We start from the raw sequence: 26,342 nt of genomic DNA, 5'->3' as shown, positions 1-26,342 counted from the left end.
GCGGAATACCGCGGACCCGCCTTTTTGCTGTCTTTGTAGTAGTTGGCTCCTCCAGGAAGTAGAGAACACCGATGGCCATCCCCAGCTTCGTCGACCGCGTTACGGTGCATGTCACCGCGGGCCGCGGCGGAAACGGCTGCGCCTCGGTGCACCGGGAGAAGTTCAAGCCGCTCGGCGGCCCCGACGGCGGCAACGGCGGTGACGGCGGCAGCGTGATCCTGCGCGTCGACCAGGACGTCACGACGCTCGTCGACTACCACCGCTCCAGCCACCGCACCGCCACGAACGGTGCCCAGGGCAAGGGTGACCACCAGGCCGGCGGCAACGGCGGCGACGTGATCCTCGGCGTCCCCGACGGCACCGTCGTCAGTGCGGCGAACGGCGACGTACTCGCGGATCTGGTCGGACCGGGTGCGGAGTTCGTCGCGGCGCAGGGCGGTAAGGGCGGTCTGGGCAACGCGGCGCTGGCGAGCAGTTCGCGGAAGGCGCCCGGGTTCGCACTGCTCGGTGAAGAAGGCGAGGAGCGCACCCTCGTCCTGGAGCTGAAGGTCGTCGCGGACGTCGGCCTGGTCGGGTTCCCGAGCGCCGGCAAGTCGTCGCTGGTCGCCGCGATCAGCCGCGCCCGGCCGAAGATCGCCGACTACCCGTTCACCACCCTGATCCCGAACCTCGGCGTGGTCGTCGCCGGTGACACCACGTTCACCGTCGCCGACGTACCCGGTCTGATCGAGGGTGCCAGCGAGGGGCGCGGGCTCGGGCACGACTTCCTGCGGCACGTGGAGCGGTGCGCGGCGCTGGTCCATGTCATCGACTGCGCGACGTACGAGCCGGGCCGGGATCCGTTGAGCGACCTGGACACGATCGAGGCGGAGCTCGAGGCCCACGGCGGGCTCGAGGACCGGCCGCGACTCGTTGCCCTGAACAAGATCGACGTACCGGACGCCCGCGAGATCGCCGAGATGGTGCAGGCCGAGCTGGCGGAGCGCGGGTACCGGGTCTTCCCGATCTCGACGGCTTCGCACGAAGGCCTGGAGGCCTTGAAGTTCGCGATGGCCGAGATCGTCCTGCGGCGGCGGGCGGAGCAGGCGAAACCCGACACCACGCGGATCGTGATCCGGCCGCAGGTGCAGGGCGGGCCCGAGTTCAAGGTGAAGAAGCTGCCGGACGACGGCGGCTGGCTGGTGCAGGGCCAGAAGCCCGAGCGCTGGGTGAAGCAGACCGACTTCGCGAACGCGGAGGCGACCGGGTACCTCGCCGACCGGCTGAACCGCCTCGGCGTCGAGGACGAGCTGCTCAAGCTCGGCGCGACGCCGGGCGACGCGGTCGTGATCGGGGACGGGCCGAACGCGATCGTGTTCGACTTCGCGCCCGACGTCCAGGCCGGTGCGGAGATCCTCGCCCGGCGCGGTGAGGACCACCGGCTCGAGGAGGACCGTCCCGCGGCGCAGCGGCGGCGGGCGAAGGACACCGAGTACCACGCGTTCCGCGAGGGGGAGCGGACCGAGGACTGGTCGGAGTACGGCCAGAACTGGGACGCCGACGAGGTCGACCTGTCCCCGGCCGAGGCGAAACGAGCGGCAGAGGCCGCGGCGAAGCAGGCGCGCAAGGAAGCGCGCGAGCTGGCCGCGGCGGAGGATCTCGACCAGAACGGTTGATTTCATGACATCTCGCGCGGAGGCGTTGAACGCCACGCGAATCGTCGTCAAGGTCGGCTCGTCGTCGCTGACCCAGCGCGGCAAGATCGACCTCGAACGGCTCCGGCTGCTCGTCGACGCCATCGCGGCGCGCCGGGTGGAGGGCGCCGAGGTCGTACTCGTCTCGTCCGGCGCGATCGCCGCCGGCCTCGCCCCGATGGGGTTGCGGACCCGGCCGCGTGACCTGGCGACGCAGCAGGCCGCTGCTTCGGTCGGCCAAGGACTGTTGATGGCCCGCTACAGCGATGCCTTCGCGGCGCACGGGTTGCGAGTCGGGCAGGTGTTGCTGACCGTCGACGACGTGACGCGCCGATCGCACTACCGCAATGCCTACCGGACCTTTGCGCGGTTGCTGGAGCTGGGCGTCGTACCGATCGTGAACGAGAACGACACGGTCGCGACCACCGAGATCCGTTTCGGCGACAACGACCGGCTCGCGGCGCTGACCTCGCATCTCGTGCACGCCGACCTGTTGCTGCTTTTGTCGGATGTGGACGGGCTGTACGACGGGGATCCGCGCAAACCCGGTACGTCGATGGTCACCGAGATCCGCGGCGCCACCGACCTGGAACCGCTGGCGATCGGCAAGACCGGCTCGTCGAACGTCGGCACGGGTGGCATGCAGACCAAGGTCGAAGCGGCCGCAATCGCCACGGAGGCAGGGATCCCGGTGATCCTGACGTCCGCCGCGCGGGTCGGCGAAGCGCTCCGCGGCGAGCCCGTCGGCACGCTGTTCCACCCGACCGGCCGACGCCGCAAGACCCGCCTCCTGTGGCTGGCGCACGCCACGTCGGGGCAGGGGATCTTGCGCTTGGACGAGGGAGCCGTGCGCGCGGTGACGCAGCGCCGCGCGTCGCTCCTCCCGGCCGGAATCACCGCAGTAGAAGGCACCTTCTCCGCCGGCGACCCCGTCGACCTCGTCTCCCCGTCCGGCGTCGTCATCGCCCGCGGCCTCGTCAACTACGACGCCGCCGAACTCCCCGACCTCCTAGGCCGCTCCACCCGAGACCTGGCCCGCGAACTAGGCGCAGCCTACGAACGCGAGGTCGTCCACCGAGACGACCTCGTCCTCCTCTGACGGTGGTGTCCCGATCGCCACGCCATCACAATGCGCGATCGGTGACCGCTTTTACGCTCGGCGGCGCATGATGCGAGCGATTGTCATGGCGTGGCGGTCGCCCACCACTCACCAACCTGACCGGACGGGCTATCCGTCGGGGTGCTCAGGCGTAATCGTGGCGAGGAGACCGTGGTTGGTGAGTGGTGGGCGTCCGGGCCGTCTGGTGAGATCGGCGTGCTTGGTCGCGGGTGTGGGGTCCTACGATGAAGGGGTGAGCGAGATCATCGAGTTGGCGCGGCGGGCGCGGGTTGCGTCGTACGCATTGGCGGAGGCGTCCCGGGCGACCAAGGACGCGGCGTTGCACGCGATGGCGGCAGCGCTGCGAGCGAACACGGACACGATCGTCGAGGCGAACGCTGTCGATGTCGCCGCGGCGCGGGAAGCCGGTACGCCGGAGTCCACCGTCGATCGTCTGGCGCTCAACCCGTCGCGTGTTGACGGGATGGCGGCCGGGCTCGAGCAGCTCGCTGGGCTGGCGGATCCGATCGGCGAGGTGGTCCGCGGGTACACGCTGCCCAACGGGCTCGAGCTCCGGCAGGTGCGGGTGCCGTTCGGCGTCGTCGGGATCATCTACGAGGCCCGGCCGAACGTGACGGCCGACGCCGCGGGCATCTGCCTGAAGTCCGGCAACGCGGTTCTGCTTCGCGGTTCCTCGTCCGCGGCCGCTTCCAACGAGGCGATCATCGCCGTACTGCGGGACGCCGCCGAGTCCACCGGGCTGCCGGCGGACGTCGTCCAGGGCGTGCCGACGGACCGGGCCGCGGTGAAGGAACTGATGCAGGCGCGCGGGCTGGTCGACGTACTGATCCCGCGCGGCGGCGCCGGGCTGATCCAGACCGTGGTCAGCGAGTCGTCGGTGCCGGTGATCGAGACCGGCGTCGGCAACTGTCACGTGTACATCGACGCGGACGCGGATCTCGACCTCGGCCTGGAGATCCTGCTCAACTCCAAGACCCAGCGCCCGAGCGTCTGCAACGCGGCGGAGTCGCTCCTGGTCCACTCGGCTGTTGCCGATGAGTTCCTGGCCCGCGCCCTACCCGCCCTCGCTCAAGCCGGCGTGACCGTCCACGGCGATCCCAAGGTAGTTGCTGCTGGCAAGGGTGTGGTGGAAGCGACTGAGGAAGACTTCGGGACGGAGTACAACTCGCTCGATCTGTCGGCGGCCGTCGTCGACTCGCTCGAGGACGCCGTGCAGCACATCCGCCGGTACAGCTCCGGTCACACCGACGCGATCATCACCCGCTCGCAGGCGGCCGCGCGCCGGTTCACGACCGCGGTCGACTCGGCGGCGGTCGTGGTGAACGCGAGCACTCGCTTCACCGACGGCGGCGAGTTCGGCTTCGGCGCCGAGATCGGCATCTCCACCCAGAAACTCCACGCCCGCGGCCCGATGGGCCTCCCCGAAATGACCTCCACCAAGTACGTCGTCACCGGCGAAGGCCAGATCCGCACCTAGGTCTTAGTCGAGCAGTTGCTGCCCGTCGTGCACCTTGACGACAGGCGCGTTTGCGTCGACCACCGCAAGCGCCGCGCGATGGTCGACGCCGACGTCGAGATCCTGCACCTGCACACCATCCGGCACCGCGGCGCGCAGATCGCCGCGTAGTCCTTCGCCGGTTGCTTTCACGACGGCTTCCTTCCGCGTCCAGTACGTCGTGAACGCCCGCGCCCTCGCGATCCCGTCGTACCCGCTCAACTCGCGCACCTGGGCCTCCGTCAACGCAACCCGCGCCACCGCGTCGACATCGACCTCCGTATCGACCTTCTCCACATCCAGCCCGACCGGTCGATCGGCCACCGCGATCCCCACCAGCTCACCCGAATGCGTCACGGACAGCTCAACCCCCGTGGCCCGCACCTTCCCGTGCGGCTTCCCGCACTCCGGGCAGGTCCGATCCAGCACAACCTTTGCTGCAGGCAACGAAAACCTCTGAGCCAGCACGCGGCGCACCAAAGTCACCCCCAGCAGGAACCGCGCCTGATCCACCTCGCGCAGGTAACCCGCCAACCGCCCCCGCTCGACCTCATCCAGATCCCGCACGAACTCGTCCCGAGCCGCCCCAACCCCCACCCACCAAACCTCAACATCCGGGCCGCCGCCCCGGCCCTCGGCTCCCGTCACGCCCCGGGGTGTTGTCATGCCGGGCCTGGGGTCCAGGTGAGGGTGCCTGTTCGGAGGTCGTGGAGGACTGCGTCGATCCATTTCGCCTCGGCCACGGCGACCGCAACCTGGTACTCCGTCTCGAGCAGCGCGAACCGCGGGATCGGCTGCCCGTCCACCTCCGCCCGGAGCTCCAACTGCAGCTCCGCGATCCGCTTGGTCAACCGCTCCCTCCGCTGACCAAGCAACTCACCCGCGGCCTCCGGCGGGAGCAGCATCACGAACGACAACCCGGCCGGGAACTCCGGGAACTCGTTCCGCGGCGTCGTCAGGATCTCCGCCAGCCACTCCCGGCAGACCGCCCGGCCCTCGTCAGTCAGGTGGTAGACGGTCCGCTCCGGATACCGCTCGTCCTGCTCGATCGCGCCGGCGGTGATCAAACCGGCCTCCTCCAGACGCACGATCATCCGGTACAGGCTGGTCCGCTGCCCGACGTTGACCACCTGGTCCTTGCCCCATTGCTTGATCAGCCGCTGGATCCCGTACGGATGCAGCGGTCCGTTCTCGAGCAGACCGAGGATCGCCAGCGCCAGCGATGAGCGTCGAAAAGTCACCCCACCACCATAAGGGTGCAAAGATACTAGTTGCAATGTAACTAGACCCCATGTAACTATCGATCCATGAGAGCAGCAGAACTGACCCAAGGCACCGTCACCTCCCGCGACGGCACCGAGATCGGCTATTACAAGACTGGCGAAGGCCCGGCCGTCGTCGTCCTGCACGGCAGCATGGAGTCGGCCCGCAGCCACACGCTGTTCGCGGAGGCGCTGGCCGACGAGTTCACCGTCTACCTCCCGGACCGCCGCGGCCGCGGACTCTCCGGCCCGCACAAGCCGGACCACACCGTCCGCACCGAGATCGAGGACCTGGACGCCGTACTCACCGCAGCCGGAGCGGAACGCGCGTTCGGTGTCAGCGCCGGGGGAGCGGTGGTCCTGGAGGCCGCCCGCACCCTCCCGAACCTGAAGCAGATCGCGCTCTACGAGCCCGCAATCGTCGCCGACGGCGCGCCGCATCGCGAGTGGCTGGCACGGTTCGACCAGGAGATCGCCCGCGGTGACGTTGCCGGGGCGATGGTCACGAGCATGTTCGGCTTCGAGATGGCGCCGGCGTTCCTCAAGGTGATGCCACGCGGTCTGCTGCGCTGGACCACGGAGAAGATGATGGCGAAGGAGGAGCGCCAGGCCGACGCCGGCGCGATCACCATGCGCCAACTGGCCCCGACGATCCATGCCGAGGGCACGATCGTCGCCGAACTGGGCGGGTCCTTCGACACGTTCCGCACCGTCGAGGCCGAGGTCTTGCTCCTCGGTGGCAGCAAAGGGCTTCACGGCCTCGGTCCCGGCCGGGCGACCCTGGAGAAGGTCCTGCCGCACTGCCGCCGCATCGAGTTCGACGGCTACGACCACGGCTCGTCCTCGGATCCTGGCGGCGTCAACCCGAACGGCAAACCCGAGGCCGTACGACGCGTCGCCGCCGAGGTGAACGCGTTCTTCAAGCAGTCGTGAGCGCCCAGTCGACCGCATCCGCGATGTCCGTGACGGGGTATCGCACCGCCTGCACCACCCGGTCCGCGCCCACCACCAGCACGACCCGCTTCAACCGCTCGTACCCACCGGCCCGGAATGTCGGCAATCGCAGCGCAGCCACCAGTTCCAGCTCGAGATCGGACAGCAGCAGGTGTGGGATTTCCTCCGCCCGAGCGAACGCCTGCTGCTCATCGGTCCGCTGCGTGCTCACCCCGCGGACCGCGATCCGCTGCGCTGCGAACTCGTCGTACCGGCCGGCGAAGAGCCGGTTCTCCAGCGTGCATCCGGCCGCTCCGGCGATCTCGTCCCAGCCGTCCGGTAGGCGAGTCGGTCGTCCCGTCGCCGGATACCCGAAGAGCACGGTCGCGCGCGCGTCCGGGTCCACGACGTCGACCGTCGTACCGGCGATCGACGGCAACGCGACGTACGGCACCCGTTGGCCCACCAGTTCGTGCAGGCGCTGCGCCGGCGGCTCGTCCGCGGCGTTCGTCCCGGTCAGCGACCCGTCCCCGAGCAGCCAGCGATCGCCCCAGTCCTGCAGTGCGACGAGGACCGGCAGTAGCGCGCGCCCGCGCGGCGTCAGCTCGTACGCGTAGCGCGTCGGCCGGTTCTGGTAGGCGGTCTTGTTGACAATCTGACTGTCGACCAGGCCGTTCAGGCGCTCGGTCAGCACCTTCCGGGAGATGTGCAACGACCCCGCCAGTTCGTCGAACCGCGCCAGCCCGCGGGCCAGATCGCGGACGATCAGCAGTTCCCAGCCGTCGCCGATGACGCCGAGGGACTGCGCGATCGCACAGTCCGGCTCCGGCGAGAAGGTGCTCCGCCGCACGTCCGCCCTCCTTGGAATCCCGGTTGCCGCCGAATCGGTCCGTCGAGTAAGTTCCCAACAGGAACTCACTGTACCGGAGGGGGCGGACGTGTACTGGCGCCGAATCGCGGAGCTTCCCACCTGGCTCCAGGCGGTGATGGTCGGCCAGCTCGTCAACGGGGCCGGCGCGCTCGCCTGGATCTACCTCACGCTCTACCTCGTCGAGGACCGCGGTATGTCGGCGCAGCAGGCCGGCTTCGCCGCGGCGGCGTACGGCATCGGCCTGCTCGGAGGCAACCTCGGCGGCGGTTGGTTCGGCGACCGATTCGGGCTGCGTACGGCGGCAGTCGCAAGCCAGCTGTTGTGGGCGATCGCTTGCACCGCCATGCCCTTCGCGCCAGGAGCCTCGCTAGCTTTTCTAGCAGCGCTAGCGGGCCTGTTCGGCGGCGCCGGTCGCCCGAATCTCAGCGCCCTCGTCGCCACCTCGCTCCCACCCGAACGCCGCCGCGAGGGCATCGCGCTGTCCCGCACCGCAAGCAACGCCGGCTTCACCATCGGACCGCCCCTCGGCGGCCTGCTCGCGGCGTACGACTTCTCGCTGGTCTTCGTCGTCGACGCCGTGACCAGCCTGGTCATGGCCGCGATCATCTGGCGCTGGGTCCCGAGCGGACAGCAAACAACCAGATTGTCGACAACAGGATTGTGGCGGACCGTCTTCAGAGATCGCTCGGTCCTGGTGGTGCTGGCGACGATCGTGGTGGTCGACACCGTCTACCGGCAGATCTTCGCCACGATGCCGCTGCTTCTGCGCGATGCGGGGACGCCGGCGGTCGCGTACGGCGTACTGCTCGGGGCGAGCTCGGTCGTCATCGTCCTGTTCGAGGCGCCGATCGCCGTACGACTCCAGGGCCATCGCGCGACCCGGGTGATCGCGGCCGGCTTCGCGTTCATCGGCCTGGGGCTCGCGGTCCTCGGCGTCTGGCCGGCACTCGGCGGAGCTGCGCTGGCGATCGCGGTGATGACGGCGGGGGAGATGCTCTACAAACCGACCGCCACTGCCCACGTGGCTGACGCGGCGCCGGAGGGGATGGTCGGCCGGTACTCGAGCCTGTACGCCGCCGCGTCGATCAGCGGCATGTTCCTCGCGCCGGCGATCGGCGGTACGACGTACCAGCACGCGCCGCAACTGCTCTACCCCGTGGCCGCGGGCCTAGCGCTGGCTGCGGGCGCCGTACTGCTGCTTACTCGGGTAAAGGTGCGGGACGTCCTTCCCAGCGAGTCGACAGCACAACCGTCGTCCGGGTCCTGACCACACCGTTCACACGGCGCAGCGAGCCGACGACCGCCTCCAGTTGCGTCACGTCGGCGACCCGGACCTTCACCACCAGCTCCTGGTCGCCGGCGACGAACCAGCAGTCCTCGACCGCGGGGATGTCGCGAACCTGGTCGACGATGTCGTCGGTCTCGACATCGTCGCGCTGGAACAGGCCGATCAGCGCGCTCGTCCCGAGACCGACCTGGTCAGGGGCGACCACCGCGCGATAGCCGAGCAGTACGCCGCGCTCCTCGAGCCGGCGCACCCGCTCCTGGACGCTCGGGCCGGACAGGCCGACCTCCCGGCCGAGCTCGGCCCAGCTGGAGCGGCCGTTCAGCCGGAGCGCCTCGATCAGCTGCCGATCGATCGCGTCCATGACGCCTCCTGTTCACCACAGATTCCAAGGCCAGGAATGCCCTGTGCCTTTAATTCGTTTGTGAGAGCGTAACTCTTGCCGTACAATTTGAGGTACCGGGGACAGTCCGCCCCGGTTCCGCCGTACCAACCCTGTGAAGGAACCATGATCACCCCCGAAGTTGCCCGTGCCCGTATCGACGAGATGCATCGCGCCGCCGCGCAGGCCCGCCGCGCGCACGCCGTACCGTCTTCCTGGCGCCGGCTGCTGACCCGCAACAGCCGCCACAGCTGACCTTCCTATCGCGACCGGTGTCCCGCGGCGAGTGTCCGCGGCCACCGGTCGCTCTCGTGTCGACCGCCACGAGATAGGCTCTGCCTCATGCAAACGCACCTGATGCCGCTGATGGCCCTCGTCGAAGAGGCCGCCGTCGACGCCGAGCACATCTCGAAGTGGTGGTACGGCGGGTTCGCGCTCTTCGTCCTCGTCCTGCTGCTGCTCGTCACCGTCATCATGGGCAAGGGCCGGCCGCACAGCTGAGCGGCGCGATGGGCATGGCTGCGGTGGAGCGGGTACGACGCATCGGCGTGATGGGTGGCACGTTCGACCCGATCCATCACGGGCACCTGGTGGCGGCCAGCGAGGTGCAGTCGTACTTCGACCTCGACGAGGTGATCTTCGTCCCGACCGGCCAGCCGTGGCAGAAGTCGGACCGTAAGGTCTCCCCGCCCGAGGACCGGTACCTGATGACGGTCATCGCGACCGCGTCGAACCCGCGGTTCTCGGTCAGCCGCGTGGACATCGACCGGCCCGGTCCGACGTACACGATCGACACCCTGCGCGACCTGTCCAGGCTGTATCCGGACGCGGAGCTGTTCTTCATCACCGGTGCCGACGCGCTCGCCCAGATCCTGACCTGGCGGGACGTCGACGAGATGTTCAAGCTGGCCCAGTTCGTCGGCTGTACGCGCCCCGGTACCGAAGGACTCGAACTGCCGCTGGACCAGCTGCCGATGAATCGGATCACCCTGCTCGAGGTACCCGCGCTGGCGATCTCGTCGACCGAGTGCCGCGCCCGGGTCGCCAAGGGGAACCCGACCTGGTACCTGGTACCGGACGGCATCGTCCAGTACATCGCCAAGCGTGAGCTCTACACCAACCGTTAGGACGTCAATGTCTGCCAGTGAACGCGCCATCGAGCTGCTGACCGCGGCTGCGGAAGCGGCCCACGACAAGAAGGCCGAGAACGTCCTCGCGTTCGACGTGTCCGAGCAACTCGCCATCACCGACGCGTTCCTGGTCGCGTCCGCCTCCAACGACCGCCAGGTGCGCGCGATCGTGGACGCGATCGAGGAGAAGCTCCGCGTCGACTTCGACGCCAAACCGGTCCGCCGGGAGGGCGCCCGCGAAGGCCGCTGGGTGCTGCTCGACTACCTCGAGATCGTCATCCACGTCCAGCACGACGAGGAGCGCTCGTTCTACTCGCTGGAGCGCCTGTGGCGCGACTGCCCGGTCATCCCGCTGCCGTCGCCGGTCCCTGGCTCGGCTCCGGCCGAATGAGCGCGGGCCGACTGATCGTCTGGCGGCACGGCCGGACGGAATGGAACCTGCAGGACAAGATCCAGGGCCAGGCCGACATCCCGCTCGACGCGGTCGGCCTCGGCCAGGCACGCGCCGCCGCCGCTCGGCTCGCGTCCCTCGCGCCCACGCGGCTCTTCGCCAGCGACCTCAAGCGCGCCGCCGCCACCGCCGGTGAGCTTTCGTTGCTGACCGGCCTGAAGATCGAGTACGACGAGGCGCTCCGCGAGATCGACGTCGACGACTGGGCCGGCCTCACCATGGCCGAGCTCGCCGCCATCAACCCGGAGGCGGCCACCCGCATCCGCAGCGGCGAACCCCAGCGCCGCGGCTCCAACGGCGAAACCGTCGAAGAAGTCGCCACCCGCTTCGCCGACGCCCTGACGCGAATCTCCGCGGAGGGCTCCTCCGAGGACACCATCGTGATCGCCACCCACGGCCTCGCCGCCCGCGTCGGCATCTGCCTGTTCCTCGGCATCCCCCAGACCAGCTGGCCCGCCTTCGGAGGCCTCGCCAACTGCAACTGGGTCTCCCTCCTCCCCGGCCGCGCCGGCTGGCGAATCGAAGAATGGAACGCCGGCTCCCTCCCCGAACCAGTAATGAGCGACGACCCCCAACGCTAAGGACACCGCTCCGCGGCGGCAGTCTCATGGCCGCCTCCGGCGGCGCGCAACCTGTGCCTTGACGCACCGCCCACGGCGTACGAACTGTGGTGGTGGACTTAGCGGACACCGCTTCGCGGCGGCCGTCTTCTAGCCGCCTCCGGCGGCGCGCGGACTGGTGCTTGGTGTACTGCTCCGGCGGATCAGATGTACGCGTGGCGCGGTGCGACAGACGGCTACTGAGACGGCTCCCGTCCGCTTCCGCGGAGCCCGCGCACTGGCGCTGCGACGTACCGTGAGCAGCAGACAGACCACGCCCATCGACCTCCCGTCGCACCCGCCGGCACACCGCAAAGAGCTTGTCGCGTACCTCACCAGCCCCACCAGGGAACCGATTTTTCTTTGCAGGCCCTCATCCGCTAAGCTTTCGGAGTCGCAAGACACCGCGGGGCTTTGGCGCAGTTGGTAGCGCGCTTCCATGGCATGGAAGAGGTCAGGGGTTCGAATCCCCTAAGCTCCACCGCAGATCAGAGGCCGGTCTCCCGGTGGGAGATCGGCCTCTTGCATGAGCCGGCCAACTCACGGATGTGCCGATGAGCGCTGGCGAAGGTCAAGTCGGTGATACGGCGAGCGCGGCCACCGACGGCGGCCTCGTCCGGCGCGAGGAGCACGGCGCAGGCAGGGTCGCCCGTAGGGTCTTCCAAGCCCGCGAGGCGTAAGGACGTATAAGTCGTTTCCGCCAGCCGTTGCATGGTCTCCCGGAAACCTAGTGTCGGCACCCGATGTCTTCAACGTCGCCGGCACGACGGCGGTAGATGGTCAAGAGGTTCGAGGTCGCCACAGCATCCGTGTCCGTCCAGTCGGCATGAACGCTGGCTTCCGGCTCGTCCAAGACCGCCAGGCATGTCGCCACGGTTTGTCCGTGTGCGTCGGCCAACGCTCGCCTGAGGTCATCTGGACGCACGACGCCATCATCGCCCAGAACGCACTTTCATGCCGCGGAGCGGGCGCTCACGAAACGCGGGATAGCAAGAACTCCCGCATCGAATGCGTGGGCTCGTAGAAGCCCCAAGCGGCATTCGAGAATTCTCCAGCCGCGAAGAATGCAGCGGGCTCGACTCCCGAGAGCCTGTAGACGCTCATGGTGTGTCGCTGGGTGGGGTAGGTCGGGTGGGCAACCACCACGCTCCCCACTGGCACAGGCTCCCACTCCACCTTCCACGGGTTGACGCCAGCGATATCAACTGGGTCGCCCTCGATCACGATCGCTCGGAACTCCCAACCCGTAGAGGTGTCCACGCCGTCATTGTGTCCCATGGTTGCCCGGCCACGTGTGTCCCGGCCAGTGCCGGCCGGAGTTCGTGCTGGCAGACCATCTCCGGTTGAGGATCGTGCCCGACGCTAGGCACCTCATCGAGGAGGCAGTTTGGAGATTTGGGTCGTTCTGGTCACGCGGACGGTGGGTCTCCCGGTCGGGCAGATTGGTGCCGGGCTACGCCGGTGGCAGTTCAGCGAGGAGGTGCGAGCACTTTGCTGACGGCGTGCTGTGCGTAGTTTGTGAGGGCTGGGTTGGTGTTTTTGAAGTGCTGTAAGACGATTACGGCCTGGGATAGGACTCGGCCGCGGGCGCGGAGCCAGGTTGGGTTGTCTACGTTCAGGGTGGTGCGGAACTCTTCGTGGACGGTTGCGGGGAGGAGGTACCAGGCGGGGAACAGGTCGCATGCTGGATCGCCTACGCCGCTTGTCTCGAAGTCGAGGACTGCGGTTAGGCGGCCCTCGGCTGACACCAGCAGGTTGCTTGGGGTCAGGTCTGAGTGGACCCATACCTCGTGGCCGTCGTACGGCGCGGCTAGTGACTCCTCCCATGAGGTCAGGGCTGCGTGGGTGTCGATCAGGTCGTCCAGGTCGTTGATCGCTTTTCGCGTTGGGGAGTCCATTGAGGACATTGGTGCGCGGGTTCGGCGTTCGCCTGGGTAGGTCGGTGGGCGGTCGGGTACGTCGATTTGCCGGAATGCGGTGATGAACGCTGCGAGGTCTGTCGCCAGTCCACGTGGATCAACCAGTGCGTCGGGGATCGGGTGCGTGCCGGTGAGCCAGCGGTGGATGGACCACTCGCCGGGGTAGGCCTCCGTGGGTGAGCCGATCGCTTCGACCGAGGGGATGGGCACTGGCAGGTACGGCGCGAGGGCCGCGAGTTTCGCCCGCTCCCGTCGGATGATGTCGGTGGTCGAGGGGCGGTGCGGAAGTCGTACGGTCAGGTCGGTGCCGAGGCGGTAGATCGCGTTCACCAATCCAGCGGAGTCGACCCGCTCCAGGGGTAACGTGGCCCACTGCGGGAACTGCGTGGCGACCAGTTCGCGGACGAGGGGTGTGTCGATTTTGGCCTGGTCGGCGTGGGTTTTGCGGGGGCTCACGAGCCCATCCGATCGATCGGCGCTGTCCGCTGTCAATCGGGTATCCATCGAGTGTGAGCGGATTGGAGGGAGGCGGACGGCTCAGTTGTCACCGAGTCCGCGAGGGTGTGGCTCAGCGCGGATGCGGCGGGTGCCTCAGGGGCGGCTTATGAGGTGCTGTTCTGCACTGGGTAGTGGACGACGACCACGCCACCGGTGGCGTAGTTGGCGACGTCGGCTGAGAGTTGCTGGCCCTGCGGAGAGGCGCTTGCCGCTTCGTACGCCGCCTCGTCGGCGAACTCGGCCTCGAAGATCGCGAAGTATGGCGAGTCTCCCTGTTTTGCTGCTACCTCGAAGCTGTAGCGCCACGCGAGTACGCCTGGCCATTGCGCGACCAGTGGGAGGTGCTTGTTCACGTAGTAGTCGCGGAAGTGGTCGGGGTCGATGGGTTCGGGATACAGGACCAATACCTTGTGCATAACGGTCTCCGGTCAGGGTCGTCGCTATCAAGTGCTTCGGAAATCGAAGCACAGAGGGCACGATAGTGTGTCGGATATCGAAGCGGCAAGAGGGGCGGTACGGCGGATGGCGGTACCTAGGCCGGGGCAGGCGGTTCGAGGGTCGAGTACCGGTCGGCCGTTGATGGCCGCGCTTGACCTGTTCGGTCGTCGGTGGAATCTGCGGATCGTTTGGGAACTGCAGCACGGGCCGGTCGGGTTTCGGGCGTTGCAGGAGCGCTGCGACAACATGTCCTCCAGCGTGCTGCGGCAACGGCTGACTGAGCTGGTCGATGCCGCACTCGTCGAACAGCATCCGGACAGCACGTACGCCCTCACCGAGCTGGGACACGGCGTCCACCGCGCACTGCGGCCGCTCGGGCGGTGGGCCGCAGAGTGGGCCGCGACCCTCTCCGCCGATTCCGAAGACGCCCCTAGCGCTTCTGATGATCGCTCTGGAAAATCCTTATCGCCAAAAGGATCTGACGCCTAGGCTCGCGGTTGTGACCGAAGGTGACTGGAGAGAGAGCGGGTTCACGCAGCGGCGGCCCTCCGCGGAGACTCTTGCCTGGGTCGCGGCGTCGATGGGGCAGGGCAGTCGCGTCGTGGGCCATCGCCGACTGACAGGTGGCGCGTGCTCCGCCGTGCATCGGCTGACGGTCGAGCGAGGTGGAACGCGAACGTTCGTCGTACTGCGTCAGTATCCGGGCGGGCTCGGCCTGCAGGAGGCCCTGGAGAAGGAGATCGCCAACCTTGGTGTGGTGGCGGGAAGTGGGCTCGCGGTTCCGAGCATCCTGGCTACTGACGTTGCTGGTACGTCGACGGGCGGCGAGCCGTCGGTGCTGATGACACGGTTGCCGGGGCATGTTGAACTCAATCCGGCGGACCCTCAGGAGTGGATGACGAGGATCGCGGAACTTGCTGTGTTCCTGCATTCCCTCGATCTCCCCGCGAAGACGTTCAGTCCCTGGACGGATTCGTGGATCGCTCCTCTGGATGACCTCCAGGTGCCGGCCGGTGCACAGAGGCCGGCTGTGTGGAAGGCGGCGTTCGATGCCATGGCCGCACCGCCGCCTGAGGACCCCGCCGTTTTCCTGCACTGCGATTTCCTGCCGGTCAACCTGCTGTGGTCGCGCGGGAAGATCACCGGGCTGACCGACTGGAACGGCATCCATCGAGGATCGCGCGCGATTGACGTCGGGCAGTGCCGGCGATACCTGGCGGCGCTCTACTCGCCCGAGTGGTCGGAGGAGCTTCGGTCGCTCTACGAGTCGATCGCCGGGGTCACTCTCGATCCGTGGTGGGACCTGTATGCCCTGCTGCACTATGACGACAGCGGGGCGAAGTGGATCCATCGTCAGGTCGCTGGACGCCGTCCCGTCGACGTTGCCGGCATGACTTCCCGGGTCGAGGTCGCTGTCGAGTCAGCGCTTCGGCGCCTCGGTTGAGATTTCGCTCCAGTGGCGTCCGGTCCATGGTGGCAGGTCGAGTGAGCGGGATGCCCAGCTGAGGCAGATCACGGCGATCCGTTGAAAGACCGTGCGGAGCCACTCCGGAGCCTGAGTCTCGTGAACGGCCCGGCGTGCGCACTGACCGGCGATGTGGGCCGCCCAGGGCCCTCCGTCAGGGAATACGCCGTACGGATCCGGGCCGCCTTCGAGGGGCAATGTAGAGAGTGCCCAAGCGAGGTCCTGCTGCGGATTCCCACGAACGGCCTGGGCCCAGTCCACCAGCACCACCCGTCGACCGACGAAACACAGGTTGTCGCTCCGTACGTCGTTGTGCACCAGCGCATCGCCCGCGACCGGGACGTTGCCCTCCGCCTCCACCAGCCCGGCCAGCGCAGCGCTGAACCAGGCCTCGCTGCACAGGCCGAGCGCCAGGAAGTCATCTGCGTCTTGCTCGATCCACGGCCAGTGCGGCCGGAATGCGTCTTGGGCTGACGGCAGGGATGCCGGCGCGGGCAGCTCACCGACTCGCCGCAGTGCCGCGAACAGGAGCTCGAACTGACCGGGCTTCCACATCACCGGGTCATGGTCGGCCGGCCAATGCGCCGTACGCAGGTCCTCCATCACGAGGACCTGGCGATCGCCGTCCTCGAGCCAGGCCAGCTCCCGAGGGACCAGATCGCTGTCGACACTGGAGACGATCTCGTGTTCTGTACGGAGCCCTTCCGCCGCAGTCTTGACGAAGGCACCCGAGCCGTCGGCAAAGCCTACGGCGAAGGACTCGGCCGACCGCCCGGTGTGCGGCCGATGCCAGTCGATCGGCTCTTTGCCTAGTGCCGACGCGATCAGCGTATGCAGTTCCTGCGTCGGACGCCCCTGCTCTGTCAGAGCCATACTGTGCTTCTCCAAGCTCAGTCCGCGCGGCGGTAGTGCATGGCGACGATGCCGCTGCGGAGCGGCTGCGCCGACACCAGTTCGAGCTTGCGCGTGGTGGGCAGCCCGCCCTCGTACAGCGTCGGGCCGTGGCCGGCGATCCTGGGCTGGACGAGCATCCTGTACTCGTCGATCAGGTCCAGCCGGTCGAGCTCCGTCGCGAGCTTGCCGCTTCCCAGGAGGACCCCGGCCGGGGTCGCGTCCTTGAGCTTCTGTACGCCGTCGCGCAGATCGCCGGTGATGTGATGGCTGTTGGCCCACGAGAAGTCCTTGCGCGTCGAGGACACCACATACTTGGGTTTGGCCTCCAGCTTGACCGCCCACTCGCGCAGGGCCGGCGGCGCTTCCTCGTCGCCGCGGGCGACGGCCGGCCAGTAGCTCTCCATCAGTTCGTAAGTGACGCGACCCCACAGCATCGCCCCGCCTTCGTCCATGACACGGGTGAAGTAGGCGTGCGACTCGTCGTCGGCGATCCCCACCTGGTGGTCGACGCAACCGTCCAGGGTGACGTTGAGGCTGAACGTGAGAAGTCCCATGCCCGGCGAGTCTAACGCTCCGACAACAGCACGTCCGCCGTGCGCCGCACCACCTCGGCGAAGGCCAACTAGCCCGGGTTTGAACAGGTACTGGAGGCAGGGAACAGGCAATAACCTGTCTCGCGCCCCCGGTGGGGGTGCTCAGGGCCTTGGCTTGAGGCGGGTGGTGAGGAAGGCGAGGATCTCGTCGCGGGCCTTCAGGGTGGGGTGGCCTGCCTTGTTTACGAGGTGGGCGGTGACGACGCTGTGGGGGGTCTCGACCACGTCGCGGAAGAACGGGGGTGGGGTGGGGTTCGAGGAGCGGCCTGGGAGGACGCGGCCGTCGAAGGTGTCGCCCAGGAGGGCTTGGTAGGCGGCGAAGCGTTGGCCGGTGCACCAGCGGTCGTTGTCGAAGCGGTACGCGAGGACGGTCAGTCCGTCGCGCGCGATGCGATCCCGGACCGCCTGCGCGTCCTCCTCGCTGAGTTCGAGCCCGGCGGGGTCGTCCAGCGGGAGTGACGGGTGGTTGACCACCGGCGCGATGACGGCCGGCTCGAGTGCCATGGTGAGTGCGAAGTTGCCGGTGAAGCACAGGCCGACCGCGCCGACTCCCGGACCGCCGCATTCGGCGTGAGCCTGTCGTGCGAGACCACGGAGCCACGCGGTCACAGGGCTGGTGCCGCCGTTGGCGAACGCGCGGAACTCGGCGCTGACGCACGCGCGCCGTACCACCTCGCGACCACCCTCGACCGTGGGGTACGCACCGTCGATCCCGAAGAGCGACGGGACGTAGACGGTCAGGCCCGCATCCCGCACCCACCGCGCCAGCCGAAGTACGTCCGGGCTGATCCCGGGCATCTCCGGCATCAGCACCACAGCCGGGCCGGTACCGGCGACATACACCGTCTTCACCACCCCGTCCACGTCCACTTCTCGGCGGGCGAAGTCGGTGATCGCGTCATCCATGCCGACAGCGTGGCCTGGTACGCCGTACAAAGCGCTGGGCCAGATCGCCACATATGGCGGTAATCTCGCCACAGGAGGTGATCGTGAGCGCACTACGGATCGGTGTCCTGGCCTATCCCGGGTGCTTCGCGTCCGAGGTGTTCGGCGTACCCGATCTGTTGACGATGGCCACCCACATCGCTGGCCCGGACCACGTCGGCTACGAGGTGTCGATCGTTTCGCCCCGTCGGCGGGTCGCCGCATCGGGCGGTACGGCGTTGGCGGTGTCTCCGCTGCGTGACGTGGATGTCCTCGTCGTACCGGGGTTCGAGTTGGCGCCGGGTCTCGACGTGGACGCAAAACTCGCGTCGCTCGCCCCTGAGGTCGCGGCGATCCGCTCACATGCGAGTGCGGGCAACGTGGTGGTGTCGATCTGTGTCGGTGCGTTCCTGCTTGCGCAGGCGGGAGTGCTCCACGGCCGCCGGGCGACGACGGCATGGCTGTTCGCCGACGAACTGGCTCGACGCTGCCCTGCCGCCGACGTCCAGCCCGAACGTCTCGTCGTCACCGATACGGGAGTCACCACGACCGCGGCCTTCAGCGCCATGTACGACTTCGCGCTGGAACTGATCCGCGAACACAGCGGTGCCCGCGTAGCACGATCGACCGCGCGGATGGCGCTCGTCGACGACGCGCGATCGTCCCAGACGCCGTACGTCGACGCGCACCTTCTTCCCCGCCCCGGAAACGAGTTCTCCCGCCGCGTCATGCGGCGGCTCGACCAGAACCTCGTCGCACGCTACGATCTCGGTGCGTTGGCCGCAGACTTCAATGTCAGCACGCGAACGTTGCTGCGCCGCTTCGCGGACGAGACCGGCCAGAGCCCACTCGACTACCTGCAGGCGTCGCGCGTCCGTCGCGCCCGCCACCTCCTCGAGACGACAGGCCGAACGGTCGCAAGCATCTCCGCCGCAGTCGGCTACCAGGACGCCGGCACCTTCGCCGCCCTCTTCACCCGCCACACAGGCCGCCGCCCAAGCGACTACCGAGCAGCCTTCCGGCGTGGTCCCGCCTGATCGGTCGACCCCTGGCCTGCCGATGTAGTTTCATGCAGGTCGGCTGGTTGTGGAGGAGTTGGTGGTGGGATGACGGTGCCTACGCAGGATGAGGTTCTTGGGTACTTTGAGGGGTTGTCCAACTGGGGGCGGTGGGGGGAGGACGATGAGCTGGGGACTTTGAATCACGTCACCGACGAGGTTCGGTTGGGGGCGGCGCGGGCTGTGCGGTATGGGCGGAGCGTGTCGTGTGCGTGGGAGGTCGCCGTACCGGAGGAGATGGAGCGGGCGACGAACTCGTGCCCGTGTGCGGCCGACATGCCGGGGGCCGAGCACATGCCGTCGCTGTTCCACAACGACCGCCGCTGGGGGTTTTCGAACGAGCGGCTCGGCATGATGTTCCACGGCAACACGATCACGCACCTGGACTCGCCCTGCCATCTGTTCTGGGACGGCAAGATGTACAACGGGCGGTCGCATGAGTTGGTCGACGCTGCGACGGGATCAGCGTGGGCGGCCGTCACGGCGGCGGCGAAGGGGATCGTCACACGTGGTGTCCTGCTGGACGTTGCCGCGGTCCGCGACGTCCCCTGGCTGGAGCCTGGCGAGGGTGTGTTCCCCGAGGACCTCGAGGAGGCCGAGCGTCGCCAAGGTGTGCGGGTGCAGTCCGGCGATGCGGTCCTTCTCCGGACCGGGTACGGCCGCGCCCGCCACGAGACCGGCCCGTCCGGCGGCATCACGCAGGCCGGGTGGCATGTGTCCTGCCTGCCGTGGCTGCAGGAACGGGAGGTCGCGTTGATCGGCGCCGACACGCCCCAGGACGTACAGCCGTCGGGGTACGACGACGTACTGATGCCGGTGCACGCCGTGAGCCTCGTCGCGATGGGGCTGTGGATGCTCGACAACTGCGACCTCGAGGAATGCGTGGCCACGGCTGCCGAACTCGGCCAGTGGGACTTCCAGCTCGCGGTCGCGCCGGTCCGTTTCGCCGGTACGTCGGGCAGCCCGGTCAACCCGATCGCCACGTTCTGAGCGCGGTCTGCCCGATAGGGAAAAACCAGGAGTCCGGGATCCGCACGTCGGCGTACTCTCGAACGATGGACGTGGGGGCGGGCCTTCAAGGGCGTGTAGAGCAAGGGTTGTGGCCGCTGGTCGAGAGCTATGTCGGCTCGCATGACGTGGCTGGCCTGGCCGTTGCGGTGGTGCGCGATGAGGAGGTCGTCGCGCGCGGGTTCGGCGTTCGTGACGTCGGGACCGGTACGCCGGTCACGCCCGAGACAATGTTCCACCTGGCGTCGGTGTCGAAGCCCTTCGTCGCGACCGCGATCGTGTCCGCGGCCGTTCGCGGTGAACCGGTGCTCGATCTGGATGCTCCGATCACCGAATGGGTGCCTGAGTTCACGCTGGCCGACGGCCGGGAACGTGAGGTCACAGCCCGGCGCCTGTTGAGCCACTCGAGTGGACTCCCGGACGTCGCGGATTACGGCTGGCACGATCCTCAGCTCGCGGACGATGCGCTCAGCGAGTTCGCTCGCAGCATCTCGGACTGGCGGTTGCAGTCGGAGCCAGGCTCGAAATTCTCCTATTCCAATGCGGGGTTCGAGCTGCTCGGGTTGTTGCTGTCCAGGGTGACCGGCACGACGTTCGAGAACGCCATGCGGCAACAGGTTCTGGCCCCGCTCTGGATGCGGAACAGCACGTTCCTGCGCGGCGACGTACCTCCGGACCTGGCCGCCGCACCGCATGTGGGTATGCCGCTTGCGGTGCCTGAGGGCTCGTACCCGTACACCAGGCGCCATGCCCCGAGTTCGACGCTGCACTCCAGCGTGGTCGAGCTGTGTCGCTGGATGGTGGCATACTTCGAGCCGGCCGAGGGATCCGACGGGCAGTGGGCGCGGCTGGATGCTGCTGTGCGCGGGCAGCTGTGGCAGCCGGTGATTCCGGTGGGGAATCCGCCGTGGATGGGGGAGATTGGACTCGGCTGGTTCGTGGGCGACTACCGCGGGCATCAAACCGTGAGCCACGCCGGGTCGGACCCTGGGTTCGGGTCGAGGTTCGTGATGGTGCCTGAGTTGCGGACCGGTGTTGTCGTGCTGGCCAACTCCAACAACATCCCTGCGTCGGACATCGCGGCGGCGGCGCTCGACGTCGCCCTTGCCGATGTCCCGCTCTCTGCGAAGCCTGACGGGATGGTCGACCTCCGCGCGATGCCGCGCTCGGTTGTTGGGCCTGTTGCCGAGGTGCTGGCGGCGTCGGGGCCGGAAGCCGCGAAGGCGGAGTTCCGACGGCTGGCCGCGGTCGACCCGGCCGAGTTCGACCTCGACGACGAGGGGTTCGCCGACGCCACCTGGGGAGCGATCGAACTGCACCGCCCGAGCCTCGTCTGGCCCCTCCTGCGCCTGTGGACCGAGCTGCGGCCGGACTCCTCCGAAGCCTGGACGATGACCGGATGGGCCCACCAAATGGACGGCCAACACGACCTCGCGAGAACCGCCCTTCGCCGCGCCGTCGACCTGAACCCCGACAACGACGACGCCACCGAACTCCTAGCCGCGGAGCTGAAGGTGGGCCAGTAGGCCGATGTGGTCTGAGAGGTACGTCGGACCGCTCGGGAGCGCGCGCTTGTCGGTGAACAGAAGATCGGTGCGGTCCACGCCGATCGTCTCCGTGGCGAGGATGAAGTCGATGCACTGCGGTTTGTTGCCTGGTGCAAGGTACTCGGCGTGGAACGTCGGTGGGCACAGGCCGTCGAACGCATCGCGCAGACCGGTCCGCTGCTGAAGTTCACGATGCAGCGTGCTCGACTGGGAGACGTTGAAATCTCCGCACACCACCGCCGGTGAGTCGTCGGCCGTGACCGCCCGCGCCAGCGCTCTGAACTGATCGCGCTGCAGCTCATAGAACCGATTCTGCTCAGACCAGTCGCCGTCGGTGTTGGCCATCGGGTGGACGTTAAGTACGCGGATGCCGGCCAGCCGAACTGTGAGCATCCCGCTGTGGATGGCATTGAGCCGCGCGCGAACGGGTAGTGCCGAGGCACGTGGCGACCATGGAAGTCCGGCGTACGTCGTGCTCGTCGGGCGCAGGCGTGACAGCGTAACCTGGCCGCCGGCGGGGCCGATCGCCGACGGCCGGTAGGCGACGTACGGGAAGGACGGCATCCGTTTCCGGAGGTGCGAGAGGTGGTGGTAGGCGAACACCTCTTGTAGGCAGACCAGATCGATGTCGGCGGCATCGAACTCGGCCGCGATCGCGGCGAAGCGCTCGCGGAGGCGGGAGCCCTTCAGGGGAAGCCCACGCATGTTCAGGGTGGCGACGGTCAGACACGTGGTCATGGTGGGCCATATCGTATGAGGCATGGAGGAACGTCGGCTCGACGGAGGCATCAACCAGGTAGTGCAGGTTGGGCAGACGGTTCGGCGTACGGTCGGGCCGTGGTCGGCGTCTGTTCATGAGCTTCTTGAGTACCTCGAAGCCCGCGGGTTTGCTGGAGCGCCGCGGTTTCTCGGGATAGATCAGGATGGGCGGGAGATCCTGTCCCTGGTGCCGGGTGAGACTCCTGGCCCGATCTCGGGGGTGCTCGATAGCGCGGCGGCGCTGTTGCGCAGGTATCACGACGTGGTCGAGGGGTGGAGCCCGGCGAACGGTACCTGGCAAGTGGCGCCTGTGGTGGTCGGTGAGCCGGAGGTGATCTGCCACAACGACATTGCGCCGTGGAACCTGATCGCTCGCGACAGTTCGGTCGTGGCGTTCGTGGACTGGGACACCGCGGCACCCGGGCCGCGTATGTGGGATCTGGCGTATCTGGCCTACACCCTCGTCCCATTAGCGGCGCCCGAGAACCTGGGTCCTATGGGCTGGGGCCCGACTGCGGTGTCCGAACGGCTTGCGCGTGTTCGGGACGCCTACGGCTGTACAGAAGAGCAGTGGGAGACGTTGCTCGACACCATTCCCGTTCGCGTGCGCGCCGCTTACGACACCATGCGGATCTGGGCCTCCGAAGGCCGGCCCGGCTGGCGGGCGCAATGGGAACAGCCCGAGCCGTGGCGGCGCGGCGCCGGATACCTCCGCGACCTTGCCTACATCGAGACCTCCCTCGACAGCTGGAAAGCATCCAGGAGCTAGGGCCGGAGTACGGCTGATGCCTTCTGAGCTAGTAGGTGGAATCCGCAGGTGGTGGCGATGGTGAGGGCCTGGTTGGCTGCGTGGCTTGCTGAGGTTGGTTCGTTGGCGGCGAGGCGGGCGGTGGCGAGGCCGAGGAGGGCACGTGCCTCGATGAAGGGATAGACGCCGCGGGCGATCGTCAGGCTGTCGTCGAACCATTGGGCGGCCGCGGTAGGGTCGCCGAGGGCGAGGTGTGCCTGCGCCACGGTGGCTGCCGTCTGCGCGATTGCCTTTCGGTCCCGGACCGTGGTGGCCAGCTCGTGGGCGCGTGTGGCGACCTGAAGCGCCGTGGCGGTGTCCCCGCGCTGCCGGTGCAGCTTGCTCCATTCGTCCAACGTCGACAACTCACCGCGAAGGTTGGATCTCTTGCGGTATTCCGCGAGTACGTCGGTCAGCAGTGCGGACGCTTGCGTCTCCTCGCCGGCCTGACGGAGCGCGCTCGCCAGGTTGCCGCTGTTGGCCAGCGCCGACAGCTCTCTGCCGTTCTCCTTGTTGATCTCCAAGGCTGCGGACAGCAGATCGGCGGCGTCGCGGAGCTGCCCTTGGTGCAGGCTCATGACGCCGAGTGCGTTGAGCGCGACCGCTCTCACGTGGCTGGTCTTGTCGTGTTCGGTCAGCCGAAGTGCACGGTCGAACCAGTTGTGCGCCTCCGCGAGCCGGCCGTGATCGAGGTGTAGCCAGCCGATGTCGTGGGACAGGTACGCGACGGCCATCGTCCAACCGGTGGCGACCGCGAGCTGCTCGCCGGCGAGAAAATCGGCCAGCGCCTCGTCGTCGCGACCGACCGACCAGTGCGCGTGGCCGCGGCTGATCAGCATCGCCGTCCGTGCGGTGGCATCGCCGGACCTGGTGGCGGCGTCGAGCCCTGCCTCGGCCGCGTCCAGCCAGCCGTCGACGTGCCGACGGATCATGAAGTAGCCGCGGAGCTGGTCGGTGATCTGCCAGGACAGTGTGGGTTCGGCGGACCGAGCCGTCGCGCCGACCACGGCAAGCAACGCCGGCAGCTCGGCATCCAGCCAGAACAGCGCATCCGCCTCGGACGCGAAGAACGCCTCGCGCGCCGGATGCCCGCTGAGTCGCACGAGCTGGCGATAGGCCCACTCCATTGCTGCCGTCGCGGTTTCGGCGTACCAGGAGTACAGCTGGGACCGCGCGGTGCCGGTCTCGGCGTCGTCGCTGAGCAGCCGGCGGGCGTACAGACCGAGCAGGTCGTGGAATCGGTAGCGGTCCGGTGCGTACTGCATCAGCATGTTCGTCTCGAGCAGGTTCTCCAGCAGCCGGTCGGCCTCGGCCGGCGGCAGGCCGAGCAGTACGCCGGTACCGTCCGCGCCGAAGTCGTCGCCGGGATGGAGGCTGCACAGCCGGAACGCGCGTTGCGCCGCCGGGCTCAGGTCGGCGTAGCTGAGCTGGAAGCTGTTGAGCACGCTCGAGTCGTCGGTGGACAGTTCGGTGAGCCGGTGATGTTCGTCGCCGAGTCTGCGGGTCAGGTCGTCGATCGTCCACGTCTGCCGGGTGGCCAGCCGCGCGCCCGCGATGCGCAGCGCCAGGGGCAGCCGTGCGCAGGCCTCGGCGAGCGCACTCGCGGCGGCGGGGTCGGCGTCGACCCGGTGCGATCCGGCGGTCGCGGCGATGAGGGCGACCGACTCCTCCGGATCGAGTGGTTCGAGGTCGAGCACGAACGCACCCGCGAGGCCGTGCATCCGGCGCCGGCTGGTCACGACGACATCGCTGCCGCCGGCCCCTGGCAGCAACGGCCGGACCTGGTCCGCGTCATGAGCGTTGTCCAGCAGAATCAGCATCCGCCGGCCGGCCAGTTCGCTCCGCAGCAACGCCGCCGCCTCGGCCTCGTCGGTACCGATCTGTCGGCTGGGTACGCCGAGTGCTCGCAGGAATCGGCCGAGCACCTGCATCGGTTCCGGCGCGGTCTCGGTGGCGCCGCGCAGGTCGGCGTACAGCTGACCGTCCGGGTACTGCCCACGCAAGCGCTGCGCCGCGGCCAAAGCGAGCGCGGTCTTGCCGATGCCCGCGACGCCGGCGATCAGGACGATCCTGGGTGCGGCCGGTGCGGGTGCCTCGCCCGGCCGGGACAGCGCGGCCTGGATGGCGGTCAGTTCACCGTCCCGGCCGACGAAGTCCGGCGGCGCGGCGGGTGTCTGCTGGATCGCTGCCGGCCGGATGCGACGTACCTCCTGCTGGCGGAGTACAGCGAGCTGAACCGACCGGAGTGACTCTCCCGGGTCGATGCCGAGCTGATCGGCCAGTGCCAGCCGGATCCGGTCGTACGCCGCGAGCGCTTCCGCCTGGCGGCCACTCGCGGCAAGAGTGAGGATCAGCGCGACGTGCAGCGGCTCATCCAGCTCACGCCGTACTGTCAGCTCCTGCAACGGCTTCAGCGCGTCGTCCGGCCGGCCGAGATCGCGAGCAAGCGCTGCGAACATCTGAACGACGGCGCCGTACTCCGCGACGGTCGCGGCATAGAGGGGGCTCGACGCCACTCGGTCGGCGTCGATTTCACCGCGCCACAGCGCGACGGCATCCGCGAGCCGGGCGAAGGCGACCTCCGGGCCGCAGTGCGCCGCCCGCGAGGTGAGGTCTCGAAACGCCAGCAGGTCGAGGTGCGCGGTGCCGACTGTGAGCCGGTACTCCTTCTGGCCACCGACGAGCACGCTGCCGGTTTGCGATCCGGAGTCCAGCAGCCGTCGCAGCCTGGCGATGTGGGTGTGCAGCAGGCTCATCGTTCGCGGGGCTTCACCCGGCCCCCACAGAAGCTCGACGAGTTCGTCCTGGCTGACCGCCGCACCTCCTGCGAGCGCGAGCCGCGCGAGCAGCGTGCGTTGCCGTTCGGAGCCGAGTGGTGCCTGGACCTCGCCGTGCCAGACCTCGATCGGACCGAGCACGCGAATGCGCAAGGGACCGCCCTCGACCGCCGGCGCGCCGGTGCGAGCACGGGCTCCGGCAGCTGCGTGCAGGTTCGCTGTGTCAGGCTCGGGCAACTCCAGAGCCGTCGCGATCGCCTGGACCGACTCCCGTTTCGGGTATCTCGTCCGGCCCTGCTCGAGGTCGCGGATCACGGAGGGGCTCACACCGGCCCGGTCGGCGAGCTGCCGCTGGGTCAGGCCGGTCCGCTGCCGATGAGCGCGAAGCAGCCCGGCGATATCGGTTTCGATCACTCGTACCTGCTCAGGGCGGGCAGACCGTCGGCCTGCGGTTTCGAGGTACCGCGCTCATCC

General features: G+C 68.3%; 28 protein-coding genes and 1 tRNA gene. 17 read left to right on the top strand and 12 right to left on the bottom strand.

Annotated features, from left to right (window positions below):
* Positions 1-71 precede the first annotated feature (71 nt).
* From obgE to E0H92_RS20130, 3 genes are all read left to right on the top strand, one after another.
* Entirely contained in the window at positions 72-1,655 is a 1,584-nt protein-coding gene (gene obgE / locus E0H92_RS20140) for a GTPase ObgE (RefSeq protein WP_131459286.1), read from the top strand.
* A 4-nt stretch (positions 1,656-1,659) separates the two neighbouring features.
* Positions 1,660-2,772 carry a glutamate 5-kinase gene (gene proB / locus E0H92_RS20135; RefSeq protein ID WP_131497271.1) on the top strand — a complete coding sequence of 371 codons (1,113 nt, stop codon included), beginning with the start codon at positions 1,660-1,662 and terminating at the stop codon, positions 2,770-2,772.
* 253 nt (positions 2,773-3,025) lie between these two features.
* Positions 3,026-4,270, top strand: a complete 1,245-nt coding sequence (locus tag E0H92_RS20130; RefSeq protein ID WP_131497270.1) for a glutamate-5-semialdehyde dehydrogenase — start codon at positions 3,026-3,028, stop codon at positions 4,268-4,270.
* A gap of 3 nt (positions 4,271-4,273) precedes the next feature.
* Here E0H92_RS20130 and E0H92_RS20125 read toward each other — a convergent pair whose 3' ends face one another.
* On the bottom strand, positions 4,274-4,885 hold the full coding sequence (locus E0H92_RS20125) for a 4'-phosphopantetheinyl transferase family protein (protein ID WP_165549848.1): 612 nt from the start codon (positions 4,883-4,885) through the stop codon (positions 4,274-4,276).
* Between the two features lie 65 nt (positions 4,886-4,950).
* The gene (locus tag E0H92_RS20120) at positions 4,951-5,529 is read right to left on the bottom strand and encodes a PadR family transcriptional regulator (protein ID WP_131497268.1); all 579 of its coding nucleotides are present in this window, start codon (positions 5,527-5,529) and stop codon (positions 4,951-4,953) included.
* 66 nt (positions 5,530-5,595) lie between these two features.
* Between E0H92_RS20120 and E0H92_RS20115 the strand changes: the two genes are divergently transcribed.
* Complete coding sequence (locus tag E0H92_RS20115; protein ID WP_131497267.1) at positions 5,596-6,483, top strand: alpha/beta fold hydrolase; 888 nt, start codon at positions 5,596-5,598, stop codon at positions 6,481-6,483.
* On the opposite strand, the gene E0H92_RS20110 is transcribed toward E0H92_RS20115, so the two are convergent.
* Positions 6,470-7,333, bottom strand: coding sequence for a winged helix-turn-helix transcriptional regulator (locus E0H92_RS20110; RefSeq protein WP_131497266.1), 864 nt, complete (start codon positions 7,331-7,333; stop codon positions 6,470-6,472). The genes E0H92_RS20115 and E0H92_RS20110 overlap by 14 nt on opposite strands.
* A gap of 88 nt (positions 7,334-7,421) precedes the next feature.
* On the opposite strand from E0H92_RS20110, the gene E0H92_RS20105 reads away from it, so the two are divergent.
* Positions 7,422-8,621 carry an MFS transporter gene (locus E0H92_RS20105; protein ID WP_238173500.1) on the top strand — a complete coding sequence of 400 codons (1,200 nt, stop codon included), beginning with the start codon at positions 7,422-7,424 and terminating at the stop codon, positions 8,619-8,621.
* Here the strand turns inward: E0H92_RS20105 and E0H92_RS20100 are convergent.
* Positions 8,554-9,003 (bottom strand): Lrp/AsnC family transcriptional regulator, encoded by a 450-nt coding sequence (locus E0H92_RS20100; RefSeq protein ID WP_131459275.1) that lies wholly within the window; start codon positions 9,001-9,003, stop codon positions 8,554-8,556. The genes E0H92_RS20105 and E0H92_RS20100 overlap by 68 nt on opposite strands.
* 144 nt (positions 9,004-9,147) lie before the next feature.
* On the opposite strand from E0H92_RS20100, the gene E0H92_RS45530 reads away from it, so the two are divergent.
* The 6 genes from E0H92_RS45530 to E0H92_RS20080 all read left to right on the top strand — a co-directional run bounded on the left by E0H92_RS45530 (position 9,148) and on the right by E0H92_RS20080 (position 11,682).
* On the top strand, positions 9,148-9,276 hold the full coding sequence (locus E0H92_RS45530; protein WP_275670094.1) for a hypothetical protein: 129 nt from the start codon (positions 9,148-9,150) through the stop codon (positions 9,274-9,276).
* Positions 9,277-9,363: 87 nt separating this feature from the next.
* Positions 9,364-9,522, top strand: coding sequence for a hypothetical protein (locus E0H92_RS44210; protein WP_165549847.1), 159 nt, complete (start codon positions 9,364-9,366; stop codon positions 9,520-9,522).
* A gap of 8 nt (positions 9,523-9,530) precedes the next feature.
* Positions 9,531-10,148: a nicotinate-nucleotide adenylyltransferase gene (gene nadD / locus E0H92_RS20095; protein WP_420323252.1), complete on the top strand. Its 618-nt coding sequence runs from the start codon at positions 9,531-9,533 to the stop codon at positions 10,146-10,148.
* Between the two features lie 7 nt (positions 10,149-10,155).
* Positions 10,156-10,542, top strand: a complete 387-nt coding sequence (gene rsfS / locus E0H92_RS20090) for a ribosome silencing factor (RefSeq protein ID WP_131290481.1) — start codon at positions 10,156-10,158, stop codon at positions 10,540-10,542.
* Positions 10,539-11,183 (top strand): histidine phosphatase family protein, encoded by a 645-nt coding sequence (locus E0H92_RS20085; protein ID WP_131497265.1) that lies wholly within the window; start codon positions 10,539-10,541, stop codon positions 11,181-11,183. The genes rsfS and E0H92_RS20085 overlap by 4 nt, the downstream gene beginning before the upstream one ends.
* A gap of 426 nt (positions 11,184-11,609) precedes the next feature.
* Positions 11,610-11,682: transfer RNA gene (locus tag E0H92_RS20080), tRNA-Ala, on the top strand.
* A gap of 491 nt (positions 11,683-12,173) precedes the next feature.
* Here the strand turns inward: E0H92_RS20080 and E0H92_RS20075 are convergent.
* The 3 genes from E0H92_RS20075 to E0H92_RS20065 all read right to left on the bottom strand — a co-directional run bounded on the left by E0H92_RS20075 (position 12,174) and on the right by E0H92_RS20065 (position 14,034).
* Entirely contained in the window at positions 12,174-12,461 is a 288-nt protein-coding gene (locus E0H92_RS20075) for a hypothetical protein (protein ID WP_131497264.1), read from the bottom strand.
* A gap of 209 nt (positions 12,462-12,670) precedes the next feature.
* Positions 12,671-13,576 (bottom strand): aminoglycoside phosphotransferase family protein, encoded by a 906-nt coding sequence (locus E0H92_RS20070; RefSeq protein ID WP_131497263.1) that lies wholly within the window; start codon positions 13,574-13,576, stop codon positions 12,671-12,673.
* Between the two features lie 146 nt (positions 13,577-13,722).
* Positions 13,723-14,034 carry an EthD family reductase gene (locus E0H92_RS20065; protein WP_131459267.1) on the bottom strand — a complete coding sequence of 104 codons (312 nt, stop codon included), beginning with the start codon at positions 14,032-14,034 and terminating at the stop codon, positions 13,723-13,725.
* Positions 14,035-14,197: 163 nt separating this feature from the next.
* Between E0H92_RS20065 and E0H92_RS20060 the strand changes: the two genes are divergently transcribed.
* Complete coding sequence (locus E0H92_RS20060; protein ID WP_238173499.1) at positions 14,198-14,545, top strand: winged helix-turn-helix transcriptional regulator; 348 nt, start codon at positions 14,198-14,200, stop codon at positions 14,543-14,545.
* A 10-nt stretch (positions 14,546-14,555) separates the two neighbouring features.
* Positions 14,556-15,500, top strand: a complete 945-nt coding sequence (locus E0H92_RS20055) for a phosphotransferase family protein (RefSeq protein WP_165549846.1) — start codon at positions 14,556-14,558, stop codon at positions 15,498-15,500.
* Here the strand turns inward: E0H92_RS20055 and E0H92_RS20050 are convergent.
* From E0H92_RS20050 to E0H92_RS20040, 3 genes are all read right to left on the bottom strand, one after another.
* The gene (locus E0H92_RS20050; protein WP_131497261.1) at positions 15,477-16,394 is read right to left on the bottom strand and encodes a phosphotransferase; all 918 of its coding nucleotides are present in this window, start codon (positions 16,392-16,394) and stop codon (positions 15,477-15,479) included. The genes E0H92_RS20055 and E0H92_RS20050 overlap by 24 nt on opposite strands.
* 17 nt (positions 16,395-16,411) lie before the next feature.
* Positions 16,412-16,969, bottom strand: coding sequence for a dihydrofolate reductase family protein (locus E0H92_RS20045; protein ID WP_131497260.1), 558 nt, complete (start codon positions 16,967-16,969; stop codon positions 16,412-16,414).
* Positions 16,970-17,110: 141 nt separating this feature from the next.
* Positions 17,111-17,914 (bottom strand): dienelactone hydrolase family protein, encoded by an 804-nt coding sequence (locus E0H92_RS20040; protein WP_131497259.1) that lies wholly within the window; start codon positions 17,912-17,914, stop codon positions 17,111-17,113.
* A gap of 83 nt (positions 17,915-17,997) precedes the next feature.
* On the opposite strand from E0H92_RS20040, the gene E0H92_RS20035 reads away from it, so the two are divergent.
* From E0H92_RS20035 to E0H92_RS20025, 3 genes are all read left to right on the top strand, one after another.
* A complete protein-coding gene (locus tag E0H92_RS20035) occupies positions 17,998-18,969 on the top strand; it encodes a GlxA family transcriptional regulator (RefSeq protein WP_202873702.1) in 972 nt (323 codons plus the stop codon).
* Between the two features lie 159 nt (positions 18,970-19,128).
* Positions 19,129-19,980 (top strand): cyclase family protein, encoded by an 852-nt coding sequence (locus E0H92_RS20030; protein ID WP_238173498.1) that lies wholly within the window; start codon positions 19,129-19,131, stop codon positions 19,978-19,980.
* A gap of 65 nt (positions 19,981-20,045) precedes the next feature.
* Entirely contained in the window at positions 20,046-21,524 is a 1,479-nt protein-coding gene (locus E0H92_RS20025) for a serine hydrolase domain-containing protein (protein ID WP_165549845.1), read from the top strand.
* Here E0H92_RS20025 and E0H92_RS20020 read toward each other — a convergent pair.
* On the bottom strand, positions 21,495-22,283 hold the full coding sequence (locus tag E0H92_RS20020) for an endonuclease/exonuclease/phosphatase family protein (protein WP_131497256.1): 789 nt from the start codon (positions 22,281-22,283) through the stop codon (positions 21,495-21,497). The genes E0H92_RS20025 and E0H92_RS20020 overlap by 30 nt on opposite strands.
* Positions 22,284-22,305: 22 nt before the next feature.
* Here E0H92_RS20020 and E0H92_RS20015 point away from each other — a divergent pair, with 22 nt between their 5' ends.
* Positions 22,306-23,073, top strand: a complete 768-nt coding sequence (locus E0H92_RS20015; RefSeq protein ID WP_131497255.1) for a phosphotransferase — start codon at positions 22,306-22,308, stop codon at positions 23,071-23,073.
* On the opposite strand, the gene E0H92_RS20010 is transcribed toward E0H92_RS20015, so the two are convergent.
* Entirely contained in the window at positions 23,070-26,282 is a 3,213-nt protein-coding gene (locus E0H92_RS20010; protein WP_131497254.1) for a BTAD domain-containing putative transcriptional regulator, read from the bottom strand. The two genes, E0H92_RS20015 and E0H92_RS20010, sit on opposite strands and share 4 nt — an antisense overlap.
* Between the last annotated feature and the right edge of the window lie 60 nt (positions 26,283-26,342).

It is taken from the genome of Kribbella speibonae, assembly GCF_004331375.1.
Taxonomy (GTDB): Bacteria; Actinomycetota; Actinomycetes; order Propionibacteriales; family Kribbellaceae; genus Kribbella; species Kribbella sindirgiensis.
This window is presented reverse-complemented; position numbering and strand designations above follow the sequence as displayed.